The sequence below is a fragment of the Aeromonas sp. s13 genome, assembly GCF_040907905.1.
GTDB classification, from domain to species: domain Bacteria; phylum Pseudomonadota; class Gammaproteobacteria; order Enterobacterales; family Aeromonadaceae; genus Aeromonas; species Aeromonas veronii.
In genome coordinates, this window is the sequence record NZ_JBFOCS010000063.1 from 1 (window position 1) to 26,862 (window position 26,862).

The 26,862-nt window shown below is 61.0% G+C and carries 23 protein-coding genes; 16 read left to right on the forward strand and 7 right to left on the reverse strand.

Annotated elements, in window-relative coordinates:
• On the forward strand, positions 1–177 hold a 177-nt coding region (locus AB5Y82_RS11055), incomplete at its 5' end, for an integrase core domain-containing protein (protein ID WP_368173962.1).
• Positions 178–450: 273 nt separating this feature from the next.
• Here the strand turns inward: AB5Y82_RS11055 and argH are convergent.
• The 5 genes from argH to argC all read right to left on the reverse strand — a co-directional run bounded on the left by argH (position 451) and on the right by argC (position 6,301).
• Positions 451–1,836: an argininosuccinate lyase gene (gene argH, locus AB5Y82_RS11060; RefSeq protein ID WP_368173958.1), complete on the reverse strand. Its 1,386-nt coding sequence runs from the start codon at positions 1,834–1,836 to the stop codon at positions 451–453.
• Positions 1,837–2,251: 415 nt separating this feature from the next.
• Complete coding sequence (locus tag AB5Y82_RS11065) at positions 2,252–3,487, reverse strand: argininosuccinate synthase (protein WP_033115910.1); 1,236 nt, start codon at positions 3,485–3,487, stop codon at positions 2,252–2,254.
• Between the two features lie 67 nt (positions 3,488–3,554).
• A complete protein-coding gene (locus tag AB5Y82_RS11070) occupies positions 3,555–4,466 on the reverse strand; it encodes an ornithine carbamoyltransferase (RefSeq protein WP_033135648.1) in 912 nt (303 codons plus the stop codon).
• Between the two features lie 25 nt (positions 4,467–4,491).
• Entirely contained in the window at positions 4,492–5,271 is a 780-nt protein-coding gene (gene argB, locus AB5Y82_RS11075) for an acetylglutamate kinase (RefSeq protein ID WP_158110316.1), read from the reverse strand.
• Between the two features lie 22 nt (positions 5,272–5,293).
• Positions 5,294–6,301, reverse strand: coding sequence for an N-acetyl-gamma-glutamyl-phosphate reductase (argC, locus tag AB5Y82_RS11080; protein WP_158110315.1), 1,008 nt, complete (start codon positions 6,299–6,301; stop codon positions 5,294–5,296).
• 271 nt (positions 6,302–6,572) lie between these two features.
• Between argC and argE the strand changes: the two genes are divergently transcribed.
• The 7 genes from argE (at position 6,573) to AB5Y82_RS11115 (ending at position 14,615) form a co-directional block, all read left to right on the forward strand.
• Entirely contained in the window at positions 6,573–7,718 is a 1,146-nt protein-coding gene (argE, locus tag AB5Y82_RS11085) for an acetylornithine deacetylase (protein WP_368173959.1), read from the forward strand.
• Positions 7,719–7,949: 231 nt separating this feature from the next.
• Positions 7,950–10,583, forward strand: coding sequence for a phosphoenolpyruvate carboxylase (gene ppc, locus AB5Y82_RS11090; protein WP_110304448.1), 2,634 nt, complete (start codon positions 7,950–7,952; stop codon positions 10,581–10,583).
• A 121-nt stretch (positions 10,584–10,704) separates the two neighbouring features.
• Positions 10,705–11,106: a hypothetical protein gene (locus AB5Y82_RS11095; RefSeq protein ID WP_111900285.1), complete on the forward strand. Its 402-nt coding sequence runs from the start codon at positions 10,705–10,707 to the stop codon at positions 11,104–11,106.
• 147 nt (positions 11,107–11,253) lie between these two features.
• Entirely contained in the window at positions 11,254–11,718 is a 465-nt protein-coding gene (ybaK, locus tag AB5Y82_RS11100) for a Cys-tRNA(Pro) deacylase (RefSeq protein WP_005336092.1), read from the forward strand.
• 147 nt (positions 11,719–11,865) lie between these two features.
• Entirely contained in the window at positions 11,866–12,759 is an 894-nt protein-coding gene (locus tag AB5Y82_RS11105) for a hypothetical protein (protein WP_368173960.1), read from the forward strand.
• A gap of 68 nt (positions 12,760–12,827) precedes the next feature.
• Positions 12,828–13,619 carry a substrate-binding periplasmic protein gene (locus AB5Y82_RS11110; RefSeq protein ID WP_368173961.1) on the forward strand — a complete coding sequence of 264 codons (792 nt, stop codon included), beginning with the start codon at positions 12,828–12,830 and terminating at the stop codon, positions 13,617–13,619.
• Between the two features lie 111 nt (positions 13,620–13,730).
• A complete protein-coding gene (locus AB5Y82_RS11115) occupies positions 13,731–14,615 on the forward strand; it encodes a transporter substrate-binding domain-containing protein (protein WP_080768631.1) in 885 nt (294 codons plus the stop codon).
• Here AB5Y82_RS11115 and AB5Y82_RS11120 read toward each other — a convergent pair.
• Positions 14,609–15,493, reverse strand: coding sequence for a LysR family transcriptional regulator (locus tag AB5Y82_RS11120; protein WP_103252113.1), 885 nt, complete (start codon positions 15,491–15,493; stop codon positions 14,609–14,611). The two genes, AB5Y82_RS11115 and AB5Y82_RS11120, sit on opposite strands and share 7 nt — an antisense overlap.
• Positions 15,494–15,627: 134 nt before the next feature.
• Here AB5Y82_RS11120 and AB5Y82_RS11125 point away from each other — a divergent pair, with 134 nt between their 5' ends.
• The 4 genes from AB5Y82_RS11125 (at position 15,628) to AB5Y82_RS11140 (ending at position 18,826) form a co-directional block, all read left to right on the forward strand.
• Positions 15,628–16,029: a CidA/LrgA family protein gene (locus AB5Y82_RS11125; RefSeq protein WP_041202734.1), complete on the forward strand. Its 402-nt coding sequence runs from the start codon at positions 15,628–15,630 to the stop codon at positions 16,027–16,029.
• The gene (locus tag AB5Y82_RS11130) at positions 16,022–16,711 is read left to right on the forward strand and encodes an LrgB family protein (protein WP_041210813.1); all 690 of its coding nucleotides are present in this window, start codon (positions 16,022–16,024) and stop codon (positions 16,709–16,711) included. The genes AB5Y82_RS11125 and AB5Y82_RS11130 overlap by 8 nt, the downstream gene beginning before the upstream one ends.
• A 74-nt stretch (positions 16,712–16,785) precedes the next feature.
• Positions 16,786–17,685 carry a hypothetical protein gene (locus AB5Y82_RS11135; RefSeq protein WP_111900282.1) on the forward strand — a complete coding sequence of 300 codons (900 nt, stop codon included), beginning with the start codon at positions 16,786–16,788 and terminating at the stop codon, positions 17,683–17,685.
• Between the two features lie 277 nt (positions 17,686–17,962).
• Positions 17,963–18,826, forward strand: coding sequence for a patatin family protein (locus AB5Y82_RS11140; RefSeq protein ID WP_111900281.1), 864 nt, complete (start codon positions 17,963–17,965; stop codon positions 18,824–18,826).
• Positions 18,827–18,902: 76 nt separating this feature from the next.
• Here AB5Y82_RS11140 and mutS read toward each other — a convergent pair whose 3' ends face one another.
• Positions 18,903–21,422: a DNA mismatch repair protein MutS gene (gene mutS, locus AB5Y82_RS11145; protein WP_174218981.1), complete on the reverse strand. Its 2,520-nt coding sequence runs from the start codon at positions 21,420–21,422 to the stop codon at positions 18,903–18,905.
• A 322-nt stretch (positions 21,423–21,744) separates the two neighbouring features.
• Here mutS and pncC point away from each other — a divergent pair, with 322 nt between their 5' ends.
• The 4 genes from pncC (at position 21,745) to alaS (ending at position 26,855) form a co-directional block, all read left to right on the forward strand.
• Positions 21,745–22,236, forward strand: coding sequence for a nicotinamide-nucleotide amidase (pncC, locus tag AB5Y82_RS11150; protein WP_111900279.1), 492 nt, complete (start codon positions 21,745–21,747; stop codon positions 22,234–22,236).
• An 80-nt stretch (positions 22,237–22,316) separates the two neighbouring features.
• A complete protein-coding gene (recA, locus tag AB5Y82_RS11155) occupies positions 22,317–23,381 on the forward strand; it encodes a recombinase RecA (RefSeq protein ID WP_005348744.1) in 1,065 nt (354 codons plus the stop codon).
• Positions 23,382–23,425: 44 nt separating this feature from the next.
• A complete protein-coding gene (locus AB5Y82_RS11160; protein ID WP_111900341.1) occupies positions 23,426–23,935 on the forward strand; it encodes a regulatory protein RecX in 510 nt (169 codons plus the stop codon).
• A gap of 295 nt (positions 23,936–24,230) precedes the next feature.
• Positions 24,231–26,855, forward strand: a complete 2,625-nt coding sequence (gene alaS, locus AB5Y82_RS11165; protein ID WP_040068996.1) for an alanine--tRNA ligase — start codon at positions 24,231–24,233, stop codon at positions 26,853–26,855.
• The last annotated feature ends 7 nt before the right edge of the window (positions 26,856–26,862 follow it).

Consider the following 26,862-nt stretch of genomic DNA (forward strand, 5'->3'; position numbering starts at 1 on the left):
CAGAATGCGTTGGCGGAGCGGGTGAACGGGATTTTGAAAGGAGAGTTGTTGCAAAGCCCGCAGGATTTGACGCAAGCGCGGGAAATGGTGCGTGAGGCGGTGGATATTTACAACGCGGAGCGGCCGCATCATGCGTTGAAATACAGAACCCCCGATGCGGTACATAGGGGGTTCTGAGTAGAGAAATGCTAGTTGAAAATGTGTAAACCTATTTCAGGACTAGTCAATGTAATGACTAATGAGTGAGGGAGGCATAATGCCTCCCTTTATTATTGCATGCCAGACAAAGCAAAGGGGTTGGAGCCAAATTGACACTTTCCCCACGGAACCGTTTTTTTGTGCAGTATTTAGATCAATTAGTCAAAAAGTGCTTGTGTGGCTTGTGTGGCAGACACTAAGTAAACTCAGGCTGCCGCTGTAGTTGCTTATCCGAATGACAAGCCGGTTGGCTTAACCCGCCCGTTTGGCCAGCCACTGTTCGGCGGCAGTGAGGGCTGCCTCTACCTGCTCCCGGGCGACGCCGCCTTTGGCAACCCGTTTGGCGAGAGTCGCTTCCAGTTCCAGATTGGGGTAGACGTCGAACTCGATTACCGGGCTGAAGCGCTGGAACTCGCCGATGGAGAGCTCTTCCAGCGGTTTGCCCACGCTGATGGCGAAGACCACGGTTTCGCCGACGATATGGTGCGCTTCACGGAACGGAATTCCCTTGGCCACCAGATAGTCCGCCAGCTCGGTGGCGTTGGCGTAACCGCCCTGCGCTGCCGCCATGGTGCGCTCGCCGTTGACCTTCAGATCGATCAGCACCAGCGCCGCCATGTCGAGGCAGTCGTGCCAGGTGTCGAGGGCATCGAACAGCCCCTCTTTGTCTTCCTGCATATCCTTGTTGTAGGCCAGCGGCAGCGCCTTGAGGCTCATCAGCATGCCCATCTGGGCGCCGACCACCCGGCCGGTCTTGCCACGAATAAGCTCCAGCGCATCCGGGTTCTTCTTCTGCGGCATCAGCGACGAGCCTGAGGTCACCGCGTCGGAGAGCTCGACAAAGCCCGCCTCGCCGGTGTTGTAGAAGATGAGATCTTCGGCAAAGCGCGACAGGTGGGTCATGGAGAGGGACGCCACGTGCATCAGTTCCACTACGTGATCCCGATCGGAGACCGAATCCAGACTGTTGCGGGTGGCGCCGCTAAAGCCCATGTCGAGCGCCAGCGCTTCGCGGTCGATGGCATAGGCGGTGCCCGCCAGCGCACCACAGCCGAGCGGACTGGTGTCGAGGCGCTTGAGGGCATCCTGCAGCCGGGAGTAGTCCCGCTCCAGCATCTCCACATAGGCCAGCGCCCAGTGAGCGAAGGTGACCGGTTGGGCCCGCTGCAGGTGGGTGTAACCGGGCAGCACCGCGGCCTGATTGGCACGAGCGGAGGCGACCAGTCCCTGCTGCAGGGCGGTGATGGAGCCGAGCAGCAGCTCGCCCTGTGCCTTGCACCAGAGTTTCAGGTCGGTGGCGACCTGATCGTTGCGCGAGCGGCCGGTGTGCAGCTTTTTGCCGAGATCGCCGACGGCGGCAATCAGCTGGCTCTCGACCCAGGAGTGGATATCTTCGGCGTCCGAGCTCAGGATCTGCCGGGGATCCTGCTGCACAGAGGCGAGCAGCACCTCCATCGCCTGTTGCAACTTGCCCTGCTCATCGGCGGTCAAGACGCCCACCTTGACCAGCGCTTTGGCCCAGGCCATGGAGCCCTGAATATCCTGCTCCGCCAGTCGGTAATCGAACCGTAGCGAATCGTTGAACTGCTTGAACCGGCTATCGGCTCCCTGACTGAAGCGTCCACCCCAAAGTGCCATACTGCTCTCCTTGAATGCGTTGTCGGTAGGCGTTTACGCCTGCCGTACTCGCGCGGCCTCTTGGCCTGCGCGCAGAAATCTTGCCCTGTATTTTCCTGCATAACAGTGCGGTGGTGATGAGTGCTGTTGCCGTTGAACACGTCAAATCCAGCAACTGCGAATCGGTTCCCTCTCCCTCTGGGGGAGGGCTAGGGTGAGGGTAATTCCCCCCTCATCCCCGCCCCTTCTCCCGCAAGGGGAGAAGGGAGAAAATACGTCAGCATCATATTCACACAGCCCCTGTTATCTCACAGAAGCGGCCGGGGCGCTGCCGCTCTTGTCACACCCGCCGATGATGGGTCAGGGGCCATGCCCTCTGCCTGTAGAAGAGGGGGCCATGCCCCCTCTTTGGTACCAGCGGATTAACTCCAGTGGCTTAACCGTGGGTATGATCACCACCGATCGCCTGATGTTGCTCCTTCATGGCGCGGATCCGGCTGGCCAGGGTGTAGAGACGGATAAAGCCTTCGGCATGGCTCTGGTCATACACTTCATCGGCCCCGAAAGTGGCGAAGTCTTCGGAGTAGAGGCTGTTCGGCGACTTCTTCTGCACCGCAGTGACCTGACCCTTGTACATCTTCAGCACCACTTCACCGTCCAGATCTTCGGCGATGGCGTTGGCAGAGGCGAGGATCGCCTTGCACAGCGGGGTGAACCAGCGACCGTCATAGACAAGATGGGAGAACTCGGCACCCAGCTTCTCCCGCCAGGCGCGGGTCGGGCGATCCAGTACCAGCTCTTCCACGGCGCGCAGCGCGGCGACCATCACGGTACCGCCCGGGGTTTCGTAGCAGCCGCGGGACTTCATGCCCACCATCCGGTTTTCGGTGATGTCGATGCGGCCCACGCCGTGCTTGCCGGCACGCTCGTTCAGGGTCATCAGGATCTGGTGCGGGCTGAGCGGCTGGTCGTCAACGGCCACCACTTCTCCCTGCGCCACGGTCAGCTTGACGTACTCCGGCTGATCCGGAGCTTGCTCGGCCGGTACGGTCCACTGCCAGACCGCTTCGGACGGCTCGTTCCAGGTGCTCTCCAGCTCGCCACCCTCGGTGGAGATGTGCCAAGCGTTGGCGTCGCGGCTGTAGATCTTCTTCAGGGTCGCCTTGCAGGGGATGTTGCGGGTCTCCAGATAGGAGAGCAGATCTTCCCGGGAGCGCATGTCCCAGATCCGCCACGGGGCGATCACTTTCAGCTGGGGCGCCAGCGCGGCAACCGCACCTTCGAAACGCACCTGATCGTTACCCTTGCCGGTGCAGCCATGGGAGATGGCATCGGCCCCTTCCGCCAGCGCGGCCTCGACCATCGCCTTGGCGATCACCGGACGGGCCATGGAGGTGCCCAGCAGATAGGTGCCCTCATAGACAGCGCCAGTCTTCAGGGTCGGGTAGACGTACTCTTTGACGAACTCTTCGCGCAGATCCTTGATGATGCACTTGGTGGCGCCGGAGGCGATGGCTTTTTGCTCGATCCCTTCCAGATCGTCGCGCTCCTGACCGACGTCAGCTACGAAGGCGATGATTTCGGCGTCATAGTGCTCTTTCAGCCAGGGAATGATGGCCGAGGTATCCAGTCCACCCGAGTAAGCCAGTACGATCTTGTTGATTCCGCTCATGTTACTTCTCTCCGTGATGATTCGATGATGATTCGATAAAGGGTCGTGATTCAGGTTGAGTACCGCGTTACTTGCCGCCAAGAAGGGTCAGCAACACGGCGTTCTGGATATGCATCCGGTTTTCGGCCTCGTCCATGATGAGGGAGGCGGGGCCATCCATCACCTGCGAGGTGATCTCCAGCTCCCGGTGCGCCGGTTGGCAGTGCAGCACATGCTGGATGCCGGTGCGGTCGAGCAGGGCCTGATTGATCTGGTAAGGCATAAAGAGGTCTTTGACCTGCTCCATCGGGGTGTTGTCGCCCATGGAGACCCAGGTATCTGTGTAGGCCACGTCGAACCCTTCGATATCAGCCACGTCATCGCTGATGTGGATGGTCGCCCCCGACTTGGCCGCCAGTGCCTGCGCCTGCAGGAAGATCTGGGTATCCGGGCCGTGACCTTTCGGGCAGATGAGGGTGACGTCGGTGCCCAGGGTCGCCCCCAGCAGCAGCAGAGAGTGGCTGACGTTGTTGCCATCACCGAGGTAGGCAAGCTTCACCTTCGACAGGTCGTCGTAGTGCTCGGCAATGGTCATAAAGTCGGCCAGCCCCTGACAGGGGTGGTAGAGGTTGCACAGGCTGTTCACCACCGGCACTGTGCCGTGCTCCGCCAGCTCGACCAGGGTCTGGTGATCGAACACCCGGGCGACGATGGCATCACACCAGCGCGACAGGTTGGCGGCGAAATCCTTCACCGACTCCCGCTTGCCCAGCGCGCCGTTTTGCTGATCCAGATAGACGCTGTGGCCGCCCAGCTTGGCGATGCCGATGTCGAAGGTGACCCGGGTGCGCAGGGAGGGCTTCTCGAACAGGGTGACCACGCTCTTGCCGGCCAGCGCCTGGCTGTACTTCTTCGGGTCGGCCTTCACTGCTTTGCCCAGCGCAATCAGCGCTTCGATCTGGGCTTTGTTCAGATCACTGTCTTTCAGAAGATGTTGCATCGGATGTTCCTTGTTCCGGTGGAGATCAAATGGCCACTTGAGTGCCGACGGCGCCGCCAGCCAGCAGCTTGAGCAGCTGGTCCGGGTAACGCCAGCTGGCGACACAGACCGGCTTGCCGAGGGTCTCGGCGGCGTGTAGGGCAGCTTCTACCTTGACCGCCATGCCATCGCGGATCACCCCTTTCTCCATCAGATCCAGCGCGGTCACCTTGTCGAGCTGGGGCACCAGCTTGCCCTTGCCATCGAGGATGCCGCTCACATCGGAGAGCATCACTAGATCGGCACCGAGCGCCTCGGCAATGGCGGTGGCCGCCTGATCTGCGTTGACGTTCATCAGTTGCCCTTCGGCGGTGATGCCGATGGAGCTCACCACCGGCAGGAAGCCCTGACCGAGGATCCCCGCCACCAGTGCCGGGTTGCCCGGCTTGCACTCGCCGACCGCGCCGAGATCCGGGTCGAGCTGGGTCACCTGACAGAGGCCGCCATCCGCCAGACAGAGCCCCACCGCCGGAATGCCGGTGGCGATCGCCTTGGCCATCATCTGCTTGTTGGCTGTGCCCGCCAGCGCCCCGGCAATAAAGGGGATCTGCTCGAACGGGGTCACCCGCAAGCCGTTCTTCTTGGTGGAGGTGAGACCCAGCCCCTTGAGCAGGTCATCCACCAGACAGCCACCGCCGTGCACCAGCACCAGCGGACGGTGCTGATCGTCGAGAAAGGTTTTGAGGGTGGCGAACAGGGCGGTCAGCGCCTCGTCGTTCTCGATAAGGGCGCCGCCCAGCTTGATTACCAACGTCTGTTTGTCCATGTTCGAGATCCTTCCTAAGTCCTTAAATCAGGCCGGTGGCCGGTTCAAATCCGAATTTGATATTTATGCACTGCATGGCTTGCGAGGCGGCTCCCTTGAGCAGGTTGTCGATGGCTGAGACCACCACCAGCATGTTGCCCTGCTGTTGCCAGGCGATGTCGCAGTAAGGGGTGCCCGCGACGCCGCGAATGGATGGCATCTGGCCGGTGAGGCGCACCAGCGGCTTGCCTTCGTAAGCCTTGAGGAAGGCCTGATCCACCTGGGTCGGCGTCACGTCGTCCGCCAGCTGCACATAGATGGTGGCCAGAATGCCGCGCACATAGTTGCCAAGGTGGGGCTGGAACAGCACCTCCTTGCCGAGGTGGTGGCTGATCTCCGGCTGGTGTCTGTGATTGAAGGTGCCGTAGGGATTGAGGCTCACTTCGCAGAAGCTGGTGTTGATGGCCGCCTTGCGACCGGCGCCGGAAACCCCGGAGACGGCGTTGATGATGGGCTGCCACCCCTTGGCAATCAGGCCATCCTGCTGCAGCGGCTTGAGGGCGCACAGCGATGCTGTCGGGTAGCAACCGGGCACCGCAATCAGCTGGGCGGTGGCGATGGCATCGGCATTCCACTCAGCCAGACCGTAGACGGCCTGATCCAGCCACTGTTCGCTGTCGTGGGTGAAGCCGTAGAAGCGGTCGTAAAAGCCCTGATCCTTGACCCGGAAGGCGCCGGAGAGATCGAACACTGGCAGCCCCTTGGCGAGAAACTTGGGCGCCAGCTCGGCGCTCACCTCGTGGGCGGTGGCCAGCAGCACCAGATCGGCCTGGGTCAGGATCCGGGTCATGCCGTCGTCGTCCAGCGGCAGCAGAGGCTGATCGAGGGCGCCGACCCACTGGGGATGCAGGGAAGAGAAGCGCTTGTGGGCATCCTGACTGCCGGCGGAGACATAGAGGCCGAACAGTTTGAGTTGTGGATGGTTCTGTACCAGTGCGGCCAGTTCGGCTCCCGCGTAGCCACTGGCACCGACGATAACGGTGTTAAGCATGTTGAATATTCCAAGTCAGAGTTCGAGATTCACAGCATGACGCTGCAGTGCACAAGGGTGTTCGAGCGCCCCTTTGCACAAGTGCGGAGGGGCAATTCAGGCGGGTGTGTGTCGTCGGTTATAGATCAGGTGACAGAACATTAACTTTCCCTTACAACTAGAAGCCTTTGTTGATGAGCCAGATATTCAGGTAAAATTACAGAATATTCATGCACTCACTTTGCATTTGTATTTTCTAACAGAAACATTCCGGGGACGCAAGGAGGAGCTGATGGCCAATCTGGATTTTTTTTCACTTTATAAGAATATTATTGCGATTCCCTCTGTCAGCAGCACGGATCCCAAGTGGGATCAGAGCAACGAGGCGGTGATCCGGCTGCTGGCTGACTGGTTCGGTCAGCTTGGTTTTCAGTGCGAGGTGACAGCGTTCCCCGATCTGCCGGGCAAGTTCAATTTGGTGGCGACGATCGGTCAGGGGGATGGCGGTCTGCTGCTGGCGGGTCACACCGATACGGTGCCGTTCGATGAGGGGGGTTGGAGCAAGGATCCCTTCAAGGTGACCGAAGAGGGCAATCGCCTCTATGGCCTCGGCACCATCGACATGAAGGGCTTCTTCGCCTTTATCGTCGAGGCGCTCAAAGAGATCGACCTCACCAAGCTGACCAAGCCGCTGCGCATTCTCGCCACTGCCGACGAAGAGACCACCATGGCGGGGGCCCGTGCCATCGCCGCGGCGGCGGAGCTCAAACCCGACTACGCCGTGATTGGCGAGCCGACCGGACTGGTGCCCGTGGTGGCCCACAAGGGGCATATGTCGGAGGCGATCCGCATTACCGGCAAGAGCGGTCACAGCTCGGATCCCGCCAACGGCGTCAACGCCATGGAGATCATGCACAAGGCGATGGGGCAGGTGCTGCGCTTGCAGCAGGATCTGAAAGATCGCTACGCCGACCACCGCTTTGCCGTGCCGCAGCCGACCCTTAACCTGGGTTACATCCAGGGCGGCGACAGCCCGAACCGCATCTGCGGCTGCTGCGAGCTGCATATCGACCTGCGACCCACTCCGCAGGTGGGGCCGGATGAGCTGATGGGGATGCTCAAAGAGGCGCTCACTCCCATCGAGATCCACCAGCCGGGCTGCCTGCATCTGCAACATCTGCACGAGCCTATTCCCGCCTACGCCTGCGCCGACGACTCTGTGCTGGTGCGCGAAGCTGAGAAGGCGAGCGGCCGCGCCGCCGAGTCGGTCAACTACTGCACCGAGGCGCCGTTTATCCAGCAGCTTGGCTGCCAGACCATAGTGATGGGCCCCGGTCATATCACCCAGGCGCACCAGCCGGATGAGTATCTCGACCTCTCCTTCGTCAAGCCGACCACCTCGGTGTTGCAGCACCTGATCAGACGTTTTTGCCTGTAGCGGCGGCGGTGAAAGGGGCGTAAAAACTGTAAGTAAGTTACATAACAAGCCGGTTGTGGAGTGATGATGGAAATACATGTTCTGAATCGGCCTGTTATTTGACCTTGCGCAGACAATCTGGGTAGATTGTCACCCTAAGATGACGGAGCATATGTTGTAATCGCACAACAATAAGTGAGGTCGTCTAGCACCCCGGATGGGTGTCAGGCACCAACAAGATAAGGATGTGGAATGAACGAAAAGTACGCCGCACTACGCGCCAACGTAGGTATGCTGGGTCAGCTGCTGGGTAAATCCATCAAGGATCATCAGGGTCAGGCCTTTCTCGACAAGATCGAAACCATTCGCCAATTGGCCAAGTCCTCCCGCAAGGGCAATGAATCAGACCGGGAACGTCTGCTCGATACCCTGCGCACCCTGAGCGATGATGAACTGCTGCCGGTGGCCCGCGCCTTCAGCCAGTTCCTCAATCTGGCCAACGTGGCGGAACAGTTTCACACCATCTCCCGTCGCTGCGAAGAGCAGGTCTGCACCCCGGATCCGCTGGAGCAGATGTTCGACAAGCTGAAAGCCTCCAACCTGTCGCAAGAGGCCATCATTCAGGCCGTGCGCGAGCTGGATATCGATCTGGTGCTGACCGCTCACCCCACCGAGGTGACCCGTCGCACCCTGATCCACAAGCACGTACAGCTCAACGACTGCCTCGAGGCGCTGGAGCTTTCCGACCTGCTGCCCCGCGAGCGGGACAAGATCCTCAATCGCATCGAGCAGCTCATCAATCAGGCGTGGCACACCAACGAGATCCGCGAACAGCGCCCGACTCCGGTCGACGAGGCCAAGTGGGGCTTCGCCGTGGTGGAGAACAGCCTGTGGCCAGCCATCCCAGAATTCATGCGCAATCTGGACGAGCGTCTGCAACACCATCTGGGTGTGCGGCTGCCGCTGGATGCCGCGCCGGTCAAGTTCACTTCCTGGATGGGCGGTGACCGCGATGGTAACCCCTTCGTCACCGCCAAGGTGACTGCCGAAGTGCTGGAGCTGGGCCGCTGGATGGCGGTGAGCCTGTTCTACAAAGACATCAAGGAGCTCACTTCCGAGCTCTCCATGTCCGACTGTACCGACGCCGTGCGTGCTCGCGTTGGCGATCACCCCGAGCCTTACCGTGCGCTGGTGCGCGAACTGCGTGAAGCGCTGCGCGAAACCAAGGAGCACCTCACCGCCAAGGTGCAGGGTCAGGTGAGCGAGAGCCAGGATCTGGTCAAGACCACCGCCCAGCTGCGCGAGCCGCTGGAACTCTGCTACCACTCATTGCACGCCTGCGGCATGGGCAACATCGCCGACGGCATGCTGCTGGACGTGCTGCGCAAAGTCGCCTGTTTCGGCATCCATCTGGTCAAGCTGGATATCCGTCAGGATGGCGAGCGTCACGGGCTGGTCTTCTCCGAGCTGACCCGCTATCTGGGTCTGGGTGACTACGCCGAGTGGAGCGAAGATGACAAGCAGGCCTTCCTGCTTAACGAACTGAACTCCCGTCGCCCGCTCATTCCCCACGACTGGGAACCGAGCGCCGAGGTGCGCGAGACGCTGGATACCTGTCAGGTCATCGCCGAGCACGACCCCGATGCGTTCGGTATCTACATCATCTCCATGGCCGGTGCACCGTCCGACGTGCTGTCGGTGCAACTGCTGCTCAAAGAGGCGGGTTGCAAGTTCCGCATGCCGGTCGCCCCGCTGTTCGAGACCCAGGATGACCTGATGGCAGGCACCGCCGTGATGGAGCGTCTGCTCTCGGTGGACTGGTATCGCGGCTACATTCAGGGCCGTCAGTACGTGATGATCGGCTACTCCGACTCCGCCAAGGATGCGGGCATGATGGCCGCTGGCTGGGCCCAGTACGCCGCCATGGAATCCCTGGTGGGACTTGCCGAAGCCAACAACATCCGACTCACCCTGTTCCATGGCCGTGGCGGTACCGTCGGTCGTGGTGGTGCGCCTGCCCATCAGGCGATCCTCTCCCAGCCGCCGGGATCCCTGCGCGGCGGTCTGCGTACCACCGAACAGGGGGAGATGATCCGCTTCAAGTTCGGCCTGCCGAAAGTGGCGATCAAGAGTCTGGAGCTCTACACCAGCGCCGTGCTGGAAGGGAACCTGCTGCCGCCGCCCAAGCCGAAAGAGTGCTGGCGCGAGGTGATGGAACAGCTGGCCGCCGACTCCTGCGAGCACTACCGCAGTATCGTGCGCGGTCATCCGGACTTCGTCCCTTACTTCCGTGCCGCCACCCCGGAGATGGAGCTCGGCAAGCTTCCGCTCGGCTCCCGTCCCTCCAAGCGCAAGCCCAACGGCGGCGTCGAGAGCCTGCGCGCCATTCCGTGGATCTTCGCCTGGACCCAGAACCGCCTGATGCTGCCGGCCTGGCTCGGTGCCCACAAGGCGCTGCAACAGGCTATCGACGGCGGCAAGCTGGCGGTGCTGGAAGAGATGAGCGCCCAGTGGCCCTTCTTCCGCACTCGCCTCGAAATGCTGGAGATGGTATTCCTCAAGGCGGACGTCTGGCTCGCCGAGTACTACGACACCCGTCTGGTACCGCAGGAGCTGTGGGGCCTTGGCAAACAGCTGCGTCAGGAGCTCGCCGAATCCATCGAGGTGGTGCTGAAACTGAGCCCGCGCGGGGATCTGCTGGAGGATCAGCCCTGGATCAAGGAGTCCATCAAGCTGCGCAACCCCTACACAGACCCGCTCAACGTGCTGCAGGCCGAGCTGCTCAACCGCTCCCGCAACCATCCGGAGACCCTTCACCCCGAGCTGGACAAGGCGCTGATGGTCACCATCGCCGGTATTGCCGCAGGGATGCGCAACACCGGTTGATAGCCAGCCCAAGCCAGCAAGCTTCAGCAATATCCATCAAGCCAAAGGGCGCCGACAAGGCGCCCTTTTCAAAATTTGTTGATTGCAGCATTATTTCTGCCTTTATGGTGGACATCTATTCATGCGCCAACTCTATTTACTTTTCCTGCTCATTTCTTCCGCATCATGGGCTAATACAACGGATATCAACACGGTCTGTGATGGCTTGATTACTAAAGCTCAAGACTATTCCACTATGTCTCCCTCCATCCTAAAAGAGCTCAGAGAATCAACGTTCGATGCTACCTTGGATGATTTCCGTCATGAGTATGGTTCAGCAGTTGATGACTCGATTTCTCAATTGGTTGCGTCTACTCATCTCACACATGAGCGGGCTGAGTTCAATATTTTGCGCCAGCTCCGGATTTTCCGGAGTCTATTGATCAATATGGGCTTGAAACTAAATGGCGTTACAGACCCCAAACCATGGGGCAAGTTTCGTAAGGAGTGTATTGAGCTGAATGGGCAATGTCCTGCCATGTGACTAATTGCCCCTAACCAGTTTGTTAAAAGTATTGGCTTGCTCTAACTCTTGCCGAACATCAACGTTCGAGTGCGACTTGCATCACCCAAGTGTAAGGAGCAGACTGTTTGGCCTTGTTTTTATGCGATTCGATTCAAGGCAACCATCATGACTCCTGCCATCAACCTGCTGAAGAAGCTCAAAATCCCCCACAAGCTCTACCCCTATGAGTGCGAAGCCCACGACGATTTCGGCAAGCATGCCGCGACCCAGCTCGGGCTGCCGGAGGCGCAGGTGTTCAAGACCCTGGTCGCCCATCACGACAAGCAGGCGGTGGTGGCCATCGTTCCCTCATCCGGTATGTGCAGCCTGAAGCAGCTGGCCAAGGCGACCGGTCTCAAGAAGGTGGAGATGATGAAACCGGCGGAAGCGGAGAAGCTGACCGGTTACAAGGTGGGTGGCATCAGCCCGCTGGCGCAGAAGAAACTGCTGCCCACTGTGCTCGATGAGTCGGCGCTGCAGTTTGACGAGATCCTGGTGAGCGGCGGCAAGCGCGGCCTCTCGGTCGGCGTGGCGCCGCAGGATATGCTAACGCTGATGAAGTGGATCGCCGCACCTATCGGCGAAGAGTAGTGCCGGGCACGGTGTGAACCTGCTCTCCGGGCCTGTGGTGGCCCGGATTGCCTCACCTGTGATCGGACGCGCAAGCCGTGATTGCCCCGTGCTCAACGGGGAGTGTGCCAGTCTATACTGGGTGAACCCCGTTGTATGAGTTCAGCCATGATGTACCGACTTCTGTTGCTTTGCCTCTGTTTATCCTTCCCCTCTGCCTTGCTGGCTGCCACACGTTTTACCCTACTCAGTCCTGAAAACAGTCAGGACATGCGGATGCGTTATTACCGTGAGGTGATGCAGCTGGCGTTGGAGAAGACTCGCCCCGAATATGGCGACTACGAGTTGCTGGACTCCCTGCCGATGAACAAGGCGCGGATGCGGATCGAGGTGCAGGAGCCGGGCAAAAACGCCCTCTTTATTGTCGACAGCTGGCCTTATCAGGGGGAGGCGGTGGCGGATCAGGTGGCATCGATCCCGTTCCCGATCGATATGGGGATCCTCGGCTATCGGGTCTGTTTTGTCGGCTCGGATCGTGCTGCCGAGCTGGCGCGGGTGAACACCCTGGATCAGTTGCGCCACTTCACTCAAGGGGTGGGCACCGGCTGGCAGGATGCGGCGATCCTGCGCCACGGCGGGCTGACTGTGCATGAGGTGGATAACTACGAGTCGCTGTTTCGTATGGTGGCACGAGGGCGCATCGATCTCTTCTGTCGTGGGGCCAACGAGAGCCTGCCGGAGTGGCAATCTCATCAGGGCAAGGTGGCCGGTTTGACGGTCGATCGCCATCTGGCCATTTTCTATCCGCTGATCCACGTGTTCTACAGCAATGCCCGCTACGTTCAGGAGCGCGAGCGCCTTGCGCGCGGTCTGCAACTGGCCTGGCAGGATGGTTCGCTCAAGCGGCTCTGGCGCCATCACTTCCAACCCTCGCTGGTGTTTGCCAATCTGGGGGCTCGCCAGATTTTCCGGCTCGGCAATCCGCAGTTACCCAAGGGCGGTTTTGACTATCGTCCCTACCTTTACAACCCGCTGGCGGATGATTTCGGTTCACTGCCCTGAGCCGAGTTATCAGGTGCGCAGGCTCTGATAGAGTAAGGGAGAGATCATTGCCGCCAAGGATATGGCCCATGCGCGCATCTGCCCGCTATCTGCTCTTTATTGCGTTGCTGCTGCCCGCCACCGGCATTGCGACCCCAGCCTTTACGCTGCGTACCTGCTTTGAAAACAGTGATTCCTACCCCTGGCTGCTGCAATCGGGGGAGGGGGTTGTGCAATATCACCTCAAGGCGGTTGCTACCGCTCTTGATGCCGAGATCGTGCTGACGCCGCTACCGTGGAAACGCTGCCTCTCTCAGGTGAGCAGTGGCCAGATGGATGCTGCCATCAAGATGAGCTATAGCGTCGAGCGGGCGACCACAGTGGGGGTCTATCCCATGCGTGAGGGCAAACCCGACCCTGCCAAGCGGCTGCTGACCGAGAGCTACAGCCTCTACCAGCTCAAGGGGGGCAAGAGCCAGTGGGATGGCACCACCCTCTGGGTCAATGGCGTGGTTGCGGCCCAGTCCGGATTTTCCATCGTCGACTTGTTGCAGGCTGCGGGAGCCGAGGTGGATGACTCCAGCCGTGACCCGCTGATCATGTTGAAAAAGCTGGTGATGGATCGGGCGCAGGCGACCGCCATCCAGACCGAGGTGGCTGACAGCATTCTGGCGGCCCATCCCGCGTTGCAGGCCCGCATAGAGCGGCTGTCGCCAGTGCTGGTGGAGAAGCCCTACTATCTGGTCTTCTCTCACCGCTTCTATCAGACCCATCCCCGACAAAGCCAGCAGGTGTGGGATGCTATCGAGCAGGTGCGCGACTCTGCTGCCTATCAGCGTTATGCCACAGCGCTCAGAAGCACGCCTCCGGTGGGGGAGTAGGCTGATGGATGCGACTGGCCGAAAAGGGGAGGAGAGCGTGGGGTGGTGGCAGGGCCGAGCACCCACGCTCAGGGCTACACTGAAAGTACCCCTTCAGCCAAGGCGCGGTTTATGTCACCCCTGCATCTGCTGGCCGCCGCTCTGCTCTGCATGTTGTCGCTGACCGGACAGGCGGCCACCCGGTTTACCCATATCAGCCCGGAGAGCGAGCGGGATCCGCGTACCACTTATGATCGGGAGCTGCTGCGGCTCGCCCTCGACAAGACCCGCGACCAGTTTGGCGACTATCTGCTGGAGCCTGCGCCGCCCATGACCAAGGCGCGCGAGCGGCTCAGCATGCAGCTCGACAGCTATCCCAACCTCTTTGTGATGGACAGCTACAGCAGCACCCGCGAGGATCTGGGGCTTGCCTATGTCCGTTTTCCCATCCATCTGGGGATCGTCAGCTACCGCATCTGTTTTGTCAGCCCGCAGCAAAAGGCGGCGGTGAGCAAAGTGACTGACCTCAAGGGGCTGCGGCAGTTTACCTTCGGTCAGGGCAAGGGGTGGCTGGATGTGGATATCCTGCGTTACGCCGGGATGGAGGTGGTGGAAGTGGAGGGGTACGAAAAGCTGTTCAAGATGGTGGCGCGGGGTCGCTTCGATCTCTTCTGCCGCGGGGTGAGCGAGCTGCGCAGCGAGCAGCTGACCCACAAGGAGATGACGGATCTGCTGGTGGATGACGCACTGTTGATCTACTACCCGCTGCCCCGGGTTTTCTACACCAATCCCAACAATCGCGAGGCGCTCAAGCGGGTCGAGCGGGGGTTGCAGCTGGCGTGGCAGGATGGCTCGCTACAGGCGCTGTGGCGCAAGAGCTTTGGCCCGGCCATCGCCTTTGCCAAGCTCTCCCAACGCCGACTGCTGCGACTGGATAACCCCTTCCTCGACGGGATCAGCTTCGATTACCGCCCCTACTTCTACAATCCGCAGACCGATCGCTTCGGCGATTACTGAGGTGCCTGCCGCTGGCGGCAGAGGGCCAGCCAGGCCTCGGCGGTGCGGGAGAGATAGCGCTCGCTCGGCCAGATCACCCCGAGTCGCCAGCTCAATTCGGGCTCCAGCGGCCGCAGCACCAGACCATCCGGGGTCAGCCGGTGGCAGACCGGCTCCGGCAAGAAGGCGACCCCCATGCCGCTGCGTACCATGGCGGTGAGAAAATCCCACTGGCTGCTGCGCGCTGCCACCTGCGGCACAAAGCCCGCCTCCTGACACGCCTGCTCCAGCCGCTCGCTCAGGGTAAATGCCTGGGTATAGAGCAGGAAGGGCTCCTCCTGCAGGGACTCCAGCCGCAGCGGTGCCTCGCCATGCCAGCGCGGTTGATCAGGCAGCACTACCCGGATCGGGTATTGATCCAGCTCCAGCGCGCTGAGGGCGCCCCCCTCTTTGGTCGGCAGCATGGTGATGGCGAGATCCAGCTCCCCCTCCAGCACTGCCTGTTCAATGCGGCGGCCGCCGTACTCCACCAGGGTCAGCTCCACCTTGGGATAGCGGGTGCGGTAGGCGCGGATCAGATCCGCATAGACGTGACCCACCATGGGGGGAATGCCAAGGGTGAGGCGACCGTGTTGCAGGCTCTGCAGATCCGCCAGTTCGGCCTCCAGCTGCTGCATCTCCGCCAAGATGGTCTGGGCACGGTTGAACAGCACCTGGCCGCTGTCGGTCAGGGTGAAGCGGCGCCCTTCCCGGTTGAGCAGGGGTTGGCCCAGCTCCTCTTCGATATTGCGGATCATCTTGCTGATGGTGGGCTGGGTGACGAACAGCTTTTCAGAGGCGCGGGTGAAGCTTTTTTCCCGCACCAGTTCGACAAAATAGCGCAGGGCGCGAATATCCATGGACTCTCTCGACTCGTGTTGGCGGGTACGGGATGAAGTATGCCTATGCGGCATGAATTCGATAATTTTAATTCATTTCTGGCAGGTTTTGCTCAACTCTATACTGTGAGCCGGTTCACAGAAAGACGATGATCATGAAAGCCCTCTGCTTGCGCTGGTTACAGACTCCCTTCCAGATTGTGTTGCTGGCAGCCATCTGGCTGCTGGCCGATACCGCGGTTCGAACCCTCCATCTGCCGCTGCCCGCCAACCTCACCGGCATGCTGTTACTGCTGGCCTGCATCCTGCTCGGAGTGGTCAAGGCCGAATGGTTCAGTGCCGGTGCGCGCTGGTTGCTGGCCGAGATGCTGCTCTTCTTCGTCCCCGCCGTGGTGGCGGTGGTCAACTATCAGGAGCTGCTGCTGCAAGAGGGGTGGCGCATCATGGTAGTGCTGCTGGTGAGCACCACTCTGGTACTCGGCACCACGGCACTGGTGGTGGATCGGGTTTACCGCCTCGAACTGAAACTGGCCCGCCGGAGTCGCCGTCATGTCTGATACCCTGCTCGGGCTGATCTGTTTCGCCCTCACCCTGCTCTTCTACTACGCCAGCAAATGGCTCTACGGCAAAAAGCGGATCCTGCCGCTGATGCCGCTGCTGCTGGCGCCGACCCTGCTGGTGGCCGTGGTGCTGCTGTTCCACATCCCCTATCAGGACTACATGGCGGAATCCCACTGGCTGCTCTGGTTGCTGGGCCCGGCCACCGTCGCCTTCGCGGTGCCGGTCTACGAGAACCGCCAGCTCATTCGTCGCCACTGGCTGTCGCTGTCGGTGGGGGTGGTCGCCTCGGTCATCATGGCGGTGGGGAGTACCGTGCTGCTGGCCCGCTGGCTCGATCTCTCCGACATGCTGCAGCGCAGTCTGGCGATGCGCTCCATCACCACGCCGTTTGCGGTGGAGGCGACCCGCGCCATCGGCGGTCAGAGCGATCTCACGGCGCTGTTTGTGGTGCTGACCGGCGTCATCGGCATGGCGGTGGGGGAGAGCGTGCTCACCGTGCTGGCCATTCGCAGTCGTCTCGGCAAGGGGGCGGGGTTTGGCGCCTCGGCCCACGGTGCCGGCACCGCCAAGGCCTATCAGATGGGTAACGAAGAGGGGGTGGTCTCCAGCATGGTGATGATGATTGCCGGCATGGTGACCGTGCTGCTGGCGCCCCTGCTGGGCCGGATGTTCTGGTAGGCTGAGCTTCTCTTTACAAGGCTGCTCGTCCCGGCGCTACACTCTAGTGAGCGTGTATTCCCGGGATGAGCAGTATGACCTTTCATCGCCTCGCGTCCTTCTTGCTGCTGTGCAGCCTCTCACTTCTTGCTGCCCCCCTGCGGGCGAGCGACGTCTTTACCCATATCAGCCCGGAGAGCGACCGGGATCAGCGCACCATCTATTTTCGCGAGCTGCTGCAGCTGGCGCTGGAGAAGACCCGTGACAGCTTCGGTGACTACGAGCTGCGGGCCGCGCCGCCGATGAACCGGATCCGGATGCGACAGATAGTGCAGACTCAGCAATACCCGAATCTGTTTGTGGCCGACAGTCTGCGTCCGGCTGCGGAGAGCGGAGTGCTGGATTACGTTCGTTTTCCGGTGGAGCTGGGCATCCTCGGTTATCGCATCTGTTTTGTCAGCCCGCAGCAGGCCGACGCGGTGGCAAGGGTCAATACCCTGGCCGAGCTGCAGCAGTTTTTGCACGGGCAGGGCCGTGGCTGGCAGGATGCGGAGATCCTGCGTCATGGGGGTTTCAAGGTGCAGGAGATCGATGGTTACGAGCGGCTGTTCAAGCTGGTGGCTCGCGGTCGCATCGACCTCTTCTGCCGCGGTGCCAACGAGCTCTTTATCGAGCAGGAGCAGCACAGTGATCTGCCCGGCCTCACCGTGGATCGGCGAGTGGCGCTGCACTATCCCTTCCTCCACCTCTTCTACACCCACAAGGATAATCAGGCCGCCATCCGCCGCCTCTCGGTCGGGCTCAAGCTGGCGTGGCGGGATGGCTCGCTGCAACAGCTCTGGCTGCGCCACTTCAAACCCTCCCTCGATCAGGCACAGCTCCCCAGACGCCTGTTGTTCGAGTTGGCCAATCCGCGCTTGGATAAGGTGGATTTTGATTATCGGGCCTACCACTACAACCCCGTCGACGGGACGTTCGGGCCCGGGCTGCCTTGATCCTGATGGTGCTGTTCCCGGATAAAGGGCCGTCTCTGCCGATGTGCTAAATCATGCCAATAAGGCATGTTTTTTATTATTTAAATTCATTTTTTGAAGGTTGGTGAGCTGCATATACTGGTGGTCGCTTCACGGTTCAGGTTTGCCCTTGCACTGCTTCTGGCTTGCGCAAGTGGCTTGAATCGTCCTGCTGCGGCGTCTTGATGTTCTGCATGAAGGCGTCCATCACTGGGCCGGGATCGATCCCGGCAGGTATTACAGCTGACGGAGCCTTGTTATGTTTAATCCCCACCCTTGCGCCCTGATTGTCGAAGGGGGCGCGATGCGCGGCATCTTTGCCAGCGGCGTGCTCGATGCGTTTGTCGAAAGTCACCACTACCCGTTCGATTTCGTCATGGGCGTCTCGGCCGGTGCCACCAATCTGGTCTCCTACCTGAGCGAGCAGCCGCGCCGCAGTCACCACATCATCACCGAGCTGGCTTGCAGCTCCCGTTTTCTCGATCCCCTGCGTTTCGTCAAAGGGGGCGATCTGGTGGACATCGGCTGGCTATGGCAGGCCAGTCGCCATCGCTTCCCGCTCGATCTCGAGACCTTCTGCGCCCGCGACATTCCCTTCTACGCGGTGGCGACCGATGTGGCGAGCGGTAAGGCCATCTATCTGCCGGTGTGGCCCGACAACATGGATGAGGTGCTGACCGCTACCTGCGCCCTGCCGGTGGTGCAGCACGATACCCCCTGCGTCGATGGTCGCCCGATGGCCGATGGCGGGATCAGCGACTCCATTCCGGTGATCGAGGCTTATCGTCGCGGGGCGCGGCGGATGACGGTGGTGCTGTCGGAGCCCTGGGGATATCGCAAGAAGCCGGCCCGTTTCTGCTGGATGGTCAAAGCCTTGCTGAAAACCCAGCCTGCGCTGGCGCAAGCCATGTTGGAGCGGGATCTCGCCTACAACCGGGCACTCGATTTCATTGCCAATCCCCCTGCCGATTGCGAGATCGAGGTGATCGCGCCACCAGTCGATTTCATGGTCTCCCGTTTTACCCAGGATCCGGTCAAGCTGGAGTCCGGCTATCTGCAGTGCTACTGGCAGGGGCGCCAGAGCCTGCTGCGGGCCCGTGGAGAGGCGCGAGCGGTGGCCTGACTGGTTTGCCGGGTGCTGAATATAGAAAGGGGAACCTCGCGGTTCCCCTTTTGCATGCTTGTGCGGTAGTCGCTGATTACAGCATCTGCTTGAGGCGATAGAGCAGGTCCAGTGCCTGACGGGGAGTGAGCTCGTCCGGGCGCACTGCTTCCAGCTCTTCCACCACCGGATGAGGCTGCGGGGCGAGAGTCACCGGAGCCGGGCGGCTTTCACCTGCGGCGACCGGAGTGGCGCTCTCCAGCTCATGCAGTTTGTGACGGGCCTGCTGGATCACCGATCTCGGCACCCCCGCCAGTGCGGCAACTTGCAGACCGTAGGAGCGGCTGGCAGCCCCCTCCTGCACCGCGTGCATAAAGGCGATGGTGTCGCCGTGCTCCACCGCATCGAGGTGGACGTTGGCCAGCCCGCTCATCAGCTCCGGCAAGCGGGTCAGCTCGAAGTAGTGGGTGGCAAACAGGGTGTAGGCGCCGATCTTGCTCGCCAGCTGTTCGGCGCAGGCCCACGCCAGCGAGAGGCCGTCGTAGGTGCTGGTGCCGCGGCCAATTTCGTCCATCAACACCAGACTGCGGGCGGTGGCGTTGTTGAGGATATTGGCGGTCTCGGTCATCTCCACCATAAAGGTGGATCTTCCTGAGGCCAGATCATCCGAGGCTCCGATGCGGGTGAAGATGCGGTCGATGGGGCCGATGCGGGCGCTGTCGGCCGGCACGAAGGCGCCGATGTGGGCCAGCAGCACGATCAGCGCGGTCTGGCGCATGTAGGTCGATTTACCGCCCATGTTGGGGCCTGTGATGATCAGCATCCGCCGCTCCCGCTCCAGCCGGATAGGGTTGGCGATAAAGGGATCTGTCATCACCTGCTCCACCACCGGATGGCGGCCCGCCTCGATGATGATCTGATCCTCATCGATGAGGGTCGGGCAGCGGTAGTCGAGGGTCTCGGCCCGCTCGGCCAGGTTGGCCAGCACGTCCAGCTCCGCCAGTGCGGCGGCGGAATCCTGCAGATCGCCGAGATGGGGCAGCAGGGCATCGAGCAGCTCTTCGTAGAGCCGTTTCTCCAGCGCCAGCGCCTGGGACTGGGCGGTGAGTACCTTGTCCTCGTACTTCTTCAGCTCATCGATGATGTAGCGTTCGTTGTTCTTGAGGGTTTGACGGCGGATGTAGTGGGCCGGCACCAGATGGCTGTTGGCGCGGCTCACCTCGATATAGAAGCCGTGCACCTTGTTGTAACCCACCTTGAGGGTGTTGATGCCGGTCAGCAGCTTCTCCCGCTCCTCGATGCGGGCGAGGCTGGCGGTGGCGCCGTTGGCGAGATCCCGCAGCTCGTCCAGCTCCTGATTGAAGCCGTCACGGATGACGCCACCATCGCGGATCAGCACCGGCGGCACCTCTATCACCGCACGTTCCAGCAGGTCGAGCAGCTCGGGGAAGGTGCTGGCACGCTCGGCCAGTTGTTGCACCGCTTCGTGCTCGTTGTCCGCCAGCAGGCGCTGCAACTCGGGTAACTGGGCGAAGGCCTGACGCAGGCGGGTGAGGTCTCGCGGGCGGGCCGAGCGCAGGGCGAGGCGCGCCAGCACCCGCTCCACATCACCCACCTGACGCAGCAGGTTGCCCAACTCGTCATAGAGGTTCTGCTCGATGAGCTCCTTGATGGTGCTCTGGCGACCTTTCAGGATCACCCGATCGCGGATCGGCTGGTGGATCCAGCGCTTGAGCAGGCGGCTGCCCATGGGAGTGGCGGTGCGATCCAGCACCTCGGCCAGGGTATTTTCATAGCCACCGGCCAGGTTCTGGGTCAGCTCCAGATTGCGGCGGGTGGCGGCATCCATGATGACCGCGTGATCCGGCTGCTCGAGGCGCACGTTGCGGATGTGGGGCAGGGCGGTGCGCTGGGTGTCCTTGACGTACTGCATCAGACAACCGGCAGCGCACAGGGCGGTCTCGCTCTTGTCGACGCCAAAGCCCACCAGATCCTGGGTGCCGAACTGCTGGCAGAGCAGCTTGCGGGCGGTGCCCAGCTCAAACTCCCACTCCGGGCGGCGACGCAGGCCGCGGCGACCCTCGATATGGTGCAGGAACTCGAACGATTCGGGATAGAGCAGCTCGGCCGGATTGGTGCGCTGCAGCTCTGCCAGCAGGGTCTCTTCCTTCTCGAACTGGTTGATGAAGAAGCGGCCGGAGCCGATGTCCATGGTGCCATAGCCGAAGCGGCGGCCATCGTGATAGACGGCGGCGATCAGGTTGTCCTGCCGCTCGCTGAGCAGCGCCTCGTCGGAGACGGTGCCCGGGGTGATGATGCGAATGACCTTGCGCTCCACCGGCCCCTTGCTGGTGGCGGGATCCCCCACCTGTTCGCAGATGGCGGCCGACTCGCCGAGCTGTACCAGTTTGGCCAGATAGCCCTCGATGGCGTGATAGGGCACCCCCGCCATCGGGATGGGGCTGCCAGCCGACTGGCCGCGCTTGGTCAGGGAGATGTCGAGCAGTTGGGAGGCCTTGCGGGCATCGTCATAGAACAGCTCGTAGAAGTCGCCCATCCGGTAGAACAGCAGGATCTCCGGGTTCTCGGCCTTGAGGCCAAGGTACTGCTGCATCATGGGCGTGTGGGCGCTCAGATTGGCGCCGGGAGCGGAGCTTGTGGCGCCGCTGGCTTGGTGTTGTGCGGTCATGTTCTGTTCCAGAAGGGGCCTCTGCGGGCCAGTGTCTGCGGTGATGAGTCTTGGGCTTGATGGCGCCATTCTACACATAAGCGCCGCGACGGGGGAGCGGGTGTTCCGGGCGCGGTTGCTCTGCGCTATTGAAGGCATGACACCGGTGCTGCACATCACATTGCGGCAGGCAAGGGCGGTCTGCCGTGGTTGCGGGCGGCGCTAGCGGGATCGCATAATGTGCCTCTTGAGCGGATCAGAAGGAGTCGTGATGAAACTGGATGCAGAGATAGAGCACCTTGCCATCGAGTTGGGACGGGCCCTTGGCCAGCGGGGCTGGCTGGCGGCGACCGCCGAATCCTGTACCGGCGGCGGGGTGGCTACTGCTATTACCGACATCGCGGGCAGCTCCGGCTGGTTCGATCGCGGTTTTGTCACCTACACCAACGAGGCCAAGCAGCAGATGTTGGGGGTGAGCAGCGAGAGCCTTGAACAGCACGGTGCAGTGAGCGAGGCTGTGGTGCTGGAGATGGCCCGCGGCGCGCTGGCTCACTCGTCTGCCTCCATCAGCGTTGCTATCAGTGGCATCGCCGGCCCCGGCGGCGCCACTGAGGGCAAGCCGGTCGGCACCGTCTGGTTCGCCTGGGCCGACCGCAATGGCAGTCACCACTCCCTGCTGGCCCGCTTCGACGGAGATCGCCGACAGGTACGCCAGCAGGCGGTGAGACAGGCCTTGTCGGGTCTGTTGGCCCTGCTCAGATAAATTGGGCTTGATACTGTATGAATAGACAGTATACTTAGCCCGACTTCACTTCTTACTCACGATTTCCAGCGGAGATTGGCATGGATCAGAACAAACAGAAGGCACTGGCGGCTGCGCTGGGTCAGATTGAAAAGCAGTTCGGCAAAGGTTCCATCATGCGTCTGGGCGACAGCAAGACCATGGATATCGAAGCCATCTCTACCGGTTCCCTCTCACTGGACGTGGCGCTGGGCATTGGCGGTCTGCCGTGTGGCCGTATCGTCGAGATCTACGGCCCGGAATCTTCCGGTAAAACCACCCTCACCCTGCAGGTGATCGCGGAAGCCCAGAAGAAAGGCAAAACCTGTGCCTTCGTCGATGCGGAACACGCCCTCGACCCTATCTATGCTGCCAAGCTGGGCGTCAACGTCGACGACCTGCTGATCTCCCAGCCGGATACCGGTGAACAGGCGCTGGAGATCTGCGACATGCTGGTTCGCTCCAATGCGGTTGACGTCATCATCGTCGACTCCGTGGCTGCCCTGACGCCGAAAGCGGAAATCGAAGGGGAGATGGGTGACTCCCACGTTGGTCTGCAGGCCCGTCTGATGTCCCAGGCGCTGCGCAAGCTGACTGCCAACATCAAGAACGCCAACTGCCTGTGCATCTTCATCAACCAGATCCGGATGAAGATCGGCGTTATGTTCGGTAGCCCGGAGACCACTACCGGTGGTAACGCGCTCAAGTTCTACGCCTCCGTGCGTCTGGATATCCGTCGTATCGGCGCCATCAAGGAAGGCGACGAAGTGGTCGGTAACGAGACTCGCGTCAAAGTGGTCAAGAACAAAGTTGCCCCGCCCTTCAAGCAGGCTGAATTCCAGATCTTCTACGGTGCCGGTATCTCCAAAGAGGGCGAGCTGGTGGATCTCGGCGTCAAGCACAAGCTGATCGACAAGGCGGGTGCCTGGTACAGCTACAACGGCGAGAAGATCGGTCAGGGCAAGGCCAACGTGATGAAGCTGTTCGCCGAGAACAAGGTGATGGCTGGTGAAGTGGAAGCCCGTCTGCGCGAGCTGCTGCTCTCCGGTGCCGTGCCAGTCGATGACAAGGCTGCACCGGTTGAGGCAGACGAGTTCGATGCCGAAAGCGAACAAGAGTTCGAATAAGGAACAAAGGAAGGCCGGGTAGATACCCGGCCTTGTTATTTATGATGGTTGATGAATCCGTTACCGAACCGGTCGAGCCTGCCGAACCGACCTTTGCCGAACAGCTGGCCGCTGCCCGTGCTTATGCCATGCGCAGTCTGGCCCGTCGCGAGAGTGCCGAGTCAGAGCTGGCCAACCGGCTGCGCCAGCAGGGCTTCAATGAAGAGGTGATCGAGGCGGTGGTCGACTACTGCCGCGGTTACAACTGGGTCAATGACGAACGTTACGGCGGTATGGCTGTACGGGCCGGTGCCGCCAAGGGCCATGGCCCCATCAAGATCCGTTTCGATCTGCGCCGCAAGGGGCTCGACGATATGCAGATTGATACCGCATTCGAGCAACCCGAGCTGGACTGGTTCGAACTGGCGTTTGCCCTGCTCGAACGGCGAGCCCGGGTGGCCGATCTGGCGGATTTCAAGCTGCGGATGAAGTGGCTCAAATATCTGCTGGGGCGCGGCTTTACCCAGGATCAGGCCCGTTATGCCATCTCGGCCCTGCAGGAGCGGGAGGAGTAACGCCACTGCGTGGCAAAAGTCGTTTCACCTCTCCTTGTGGCAGGTTTTTCCTGCTCGCTCAGTAGCTTGCGCGCACAATCCCGAAAAAGCGGCCTTTTGTTCATCTCATCCCTCTTTATGCGCTGCTTTTTTGCCTCTCGACAGTGAAAAAAGCCACTGTGGGCAGCGGCGCTCTTATCTGGCCCGTTTATGTGCGCTTTTTCGCCCGTGGCGGCCCTGTCCGTTTTACTTTACCCCGCAGAAAACTTACATTAATGCGGTTAAAAGTCCGTATTCGAATCAAGCAGGATTTTCCATGTATATGTCCACGTCAGAGATTCGCGCTGCGTTTCTCGAGTATTTCCGTTCCCAGGGGCACCAGGTTGTCTCCTCCAGCTCGCTGGTACCGCATAACGACCCGACCCTGTTGTTTACCAACGCGGGTATGAACCAGTTCAAGGACGTGTTCCTTGGCGCAGACAAGCGTGCCTACAATCGCGCGACGACTTCCCAGCGTTGCGTGCGTGCTGGTGGTAAGCACAACGATCTGGAAAACGTCGGCTATACCGCTCGTCACCACACCTTCTTTGAAATGCTGGGTAACTTCAGCTTCGGTGACTACTTCAAGCAGGATGCCATCAAGTTTGCATGGGGCTTCCTGACCGAGGTGCTGCAGCTGCCGAAAGAGCGCCTGCTGGTGACCGTCTACGCGACTGACGATGAAGCTTTCGATATCTGGGAAAAAGAGGTCGGTGTCCCGGCCGATCGCATCGTGCGCATCGGTGACAACAAGGGTGCCCCTTACGCTTCCGACAACTTCTGGGCCATGGGCGATACCGGCCCGTGCGGTCCCTGCACCGAGATCTTCTATGACCACGGCGATCACATCTGGGGTGGCCGTCCCGGCTCACCGGAAGAGGATGGCGACCGTTTCATCGAGATCTGGAACGTGGTCTTCATGCAGTTCAACCGTCAGGCTGACGGCACCATGGAGCCGCTGCCGCGTCCGTCCGTGGATACCGGCATGGGTCTGGAGCGTATCTCCGCCATCATGCAGGGTGTGCACTCCAACTACGAAATCGACATCTTCCAGGCGCTGATCAAGAAAGCGGCCGAGATTGTCGGCACCACCGATCTGAGCAACCAGTCCCTGCGCGTCATCGCTGACCACATCCGCTCCTGCGCCTTCCTGGTGGCAGATGGCGTGATGCCGTCCAACGAAGGTCGTGGCTATGTGCTGCGTCGCATCATCCGCCGCGCCGTGCGTCACGGCCGCAAGCTGGGGGCCACCGACGTCTTCTTCTACAAACTGGCTGCCGAGCTGGCGGTGCAGATGAAGGATGTCGCTGCCGAGCTGATCGCCCAGCTGCCGCTGGTCGAGCGCGTGCTGCGCATCGAAGAGGAGCAGTTCGTCCGCACGCTGGATCGCGGTCTGCTGCTGCTGGAAGATGCTCTGGCCAACCTGGGCGATGCCAAGGTTATTCCGGGCGAAGTGGTGTTCAAGCTCTACGACACTTACGGCTTCCCGGCCGACCTGACTGCCGACGTGGTGCGCGAGCGCGAGATCGGCATCGATGAAGAGGGCTTCAAGGCCGAGATGGAGAAGCAGCGTGCTCGCGCCAAAGAAGCCTCCAGCTTCGGCGTGAACTACAACGAGATGCTCAAGCTCGACTTCGAGACCCCCTTCACCGGTTACAAGACTCTGACCGAGCGTACCCGCGTGGTTGGTATCTACAAGGGTGTGGAAGAGGTGAGCGGTCTTATCGCCGGTGACGAAGCGGTCATCGTGCTGGAAGAGACCCCTTTCTACGCCGAGTCCGGCGGCCAGATCGGCGACAGCGGTACCCTGAAAGTGGACGACGGCATCTTTGCCGTAACCGACACCCTGAAAGCGGGCAAGGCGATCATCCACAAGGGCTACATGGAGCTGGGCACCCTGGAGAAAGGGGCCGAGGTCGAGGCCGTGGTAGACGCTGACCGTCGTCAGGCTATCGCCCTGAACCACTCCGTGACTCACCTGCTGCACGCAGCTCTGCGTCAGGCACTGGGCGAGCACGTCACCCAGAAAGGTTCTCTGGTTGGAGCCGAGCGCATGCGTTTCGACTTCTCCCACTTCGAGGGGCTGACCATGGCGACCATTCGCCGGGTCGAGGAGCTGGTCAACAACCAGATCCGCGCCAACCACGAAATCACCACCCAGCTGATGGATCTGGAAGCGGCCAAGTCCGCCGGTGCCATGGCGCTGTTTGGTGAAAAATATGAAGACGACGTGCGTGTAGTGCGCATGGGTGACTACTCCACCGAGCTGTGCGGCGGTACTCACGCCAAGCGCACCGGTGATATCGGCTTCTTCAAGATCATTGCCGAGAGCGGCATCGCAGCTGGCGTGCGCCGTATCGAAGCGGTGACCGGCAAAGCTGCCATCGACTTCATGCATCAGGTTGGCGAGCAGATCGAAGAGGCTGCTGCACTGGTGAAAGGTGATCAGTTCTGCATCGCCGACAAGGTTCGCCAGATGCTGGACAAGGCCAAGATGATGGAGCGCGAGCTGGAGCAGCTCAAGGCCAAGCTGGCCGCTCAGGCCGGTAACGACCTGCTGGGTCAGGTGATCGAGATCAACGGTCAGAAGGTGCTGGTTGCGGCGCTGGAAGGGGCCGATCCGAAATCCCTGCGCGGCATGCTGGACGAGCTGAAGAACCAGATGAAGTCCGGTGTTGTACTGCTGGCCACCTGTGCCGACGGCAAGGTCAACCTGATCGCCGGCGTCACCAACGACCTGACCGGCAAGGTCAAGGCCGGTGAGCTGGTCAATCTGGTTGCCCAGCAGGTGGGTGGCAAAGGTGGTGGCCGTCCGGACATGGCACAGGCGGGTGGTACCCAGCCTGAGGCGGTGCCGGCAGCGCTGCAATCCGTTCACTCCTGGCTGGAAGAGCGCCTGTAATCGGGCG

What these genes read in the sequence shown, in the direction of transcription:
- argH (WP_368173958.1), bottom strand. Translation starts at nt 1,836, where the DNA reads ATGGCACTTTGGGGTGGACGCTTCAGTCAGGGAGCCGATAGCCGGTTC.
- AB5Y82_RS11065 (WP_033115910.1), bottom strand. Translation starts at nt 3,487, where the DNA reads ATGAGCGGAATCAACAAGATCGTACTGGCTTACTCGGGTGGACTGGAT.
- AB5Y82_RS11070 (WP_033135648.1), bottom strand. Translation starts at nt 4,466, where the DNA reads ATGCAACATCTTCTGAAAGACAGTGATCTGAACAAAGCCCAGATCGAA.
- argB (WP_158110316.1), bottom strand. Translation starts at nt 5,271, where the DNA reads ATGGACAAACAGACGTTGGTAATCAAGCTGGGCGGCGCCCTTATCGAG.
- argC (WP_158110315.1), bottom strand. Translation starts at nt 6,301, where the DNA reads ATGCTTAACACCGTTATCGTCGGTGCCAGTGGCTACGCGGGAGCCGAA.
- argE (WP_368173959.1), top strand. Translation starts at nt 6,573, where the DNA reads ATGGCCAATCTGGATTTTTTTTCACTTTATAAGAATATTATTGCGATT.
- ppc (WP_110304448.1), top strand. Translation starts at nt 7,950, where the DNA reads ATGAACGAAAAGTACGCCGCACTACGCGCCAACGTAGGTATGCTGGGT.
- AB5Y82_RS11095 (WP_111900285.1), top strand. Translation starts at nt 10,705, where the DNA reads ATGCGCCAACTCTATTTACTTTTCCTGCTCATTTCTTCCGCATCATGG.
- ybaK (WP_005336092.1), top strand. Translation starts at nt 11,254, where the DNA reads ATGACTCCTGCCATCAACCTGCTGAAGAAGCTCAAAATCCCCCACAAG.
- AB5Y82_RS11105 (WP_368173960.1), top strand. Translation starts at nt 11,866, where the DNA reads ATGATGTACCGACTTCTGTTGCTTTGCCTCTGTTTATCCTTCCCCTCT.
- AB5Y82_RS11110 (WP_368173961.1), top strand. Translation starts at nt 12,828, where the DNA reads ATGCGCGCATCTGCCCGCTATCTGCTCTTTATTGCGTTGCTGCTGCCC.
- AB5Y82_RS11115 (WP_080768631.1), top strand. Translation starts at nt 13,731, where the DNA reads ATGTCACCCCTGCATCTGCTGGCCGCCGCTCTGCTCTGCATGTTGTCG.
- AB5Y82_RS11120 (WP_103252113.1), bottom strand. Translation starts at nt 15,493, where the DNA reads ATGGATATTCGCGCCCTGCGCTATTTTGTCGAACTGGTGCGGGAAAAA.
- AB5Y82_RS11125 (WP_041202734.1), top strand. Translation starts at nt 15,628, where the DNA reads ATGAAAGCCCTCTGCTTGCGCTGGTTACAGACTCCCTTCCAGATTGTG.
- AB5Y82_RS11130 (WP_041210813.1), top strand. Translation starts at nt 16,022, where the DNA reads ATGTCTGATACCCTGCTCGGGCTGATCTGTTTCGCCCTCACCCTGCTC.
- AB5Y82_RS11135 (WP_111900282.1), top strand. Translation starts at nt 16,786, where the DNA reads ATGACCTTTCATCGCCTCGCGTCCTTCTTGCTGCTGTGCAGCCTCTCA.
- AB5Y82_RS11140 (WP_111900281.1), top strand. Translation starts at nt 17,963, where the DNA reads ATGTTTAATCCCCACCCTTGCGCCCTGATTGTCGAAGGGGGCGCGATG.
- mutS (WP_174218981.1), bottom strand. Translation starts at nt 21,422, where the DNA reads ATGATGCAGCAGTACCTTGGCCTCAAGGCCGAGAACCCGGAGATCCTG.
- pncC (WP_111900279.1), top strand. Translation starts at nt 21,745, where the DNA reads ATGAAACTGGATGCAGAGATAGAGCACCTTGCCATCGAGTTGGGACGG.
- recA (WP_005348744.1), top strand. Translation starts at nt 22,317, where the DNA reads ATGGATCAGAACAAACAGAAGGCACTGGCGGCTGCGCTGGGTCAGATT.
- AB5Y82_RS11160 (WP_111900341.1), top strand. Translation starts at nt 23,426, where the DNA reads ATGGTTGATGAATCCGTTACCGAACCGGTCGAGCCTGCCGAACCGACC.
- alaS (WP_040068996.1), top strand. Translation starts at nt 24,231, where the DNA reads ATGTATATGTCCACGTCAGAGATTCGCGCTGCGTTTCTCGAGTATTTC.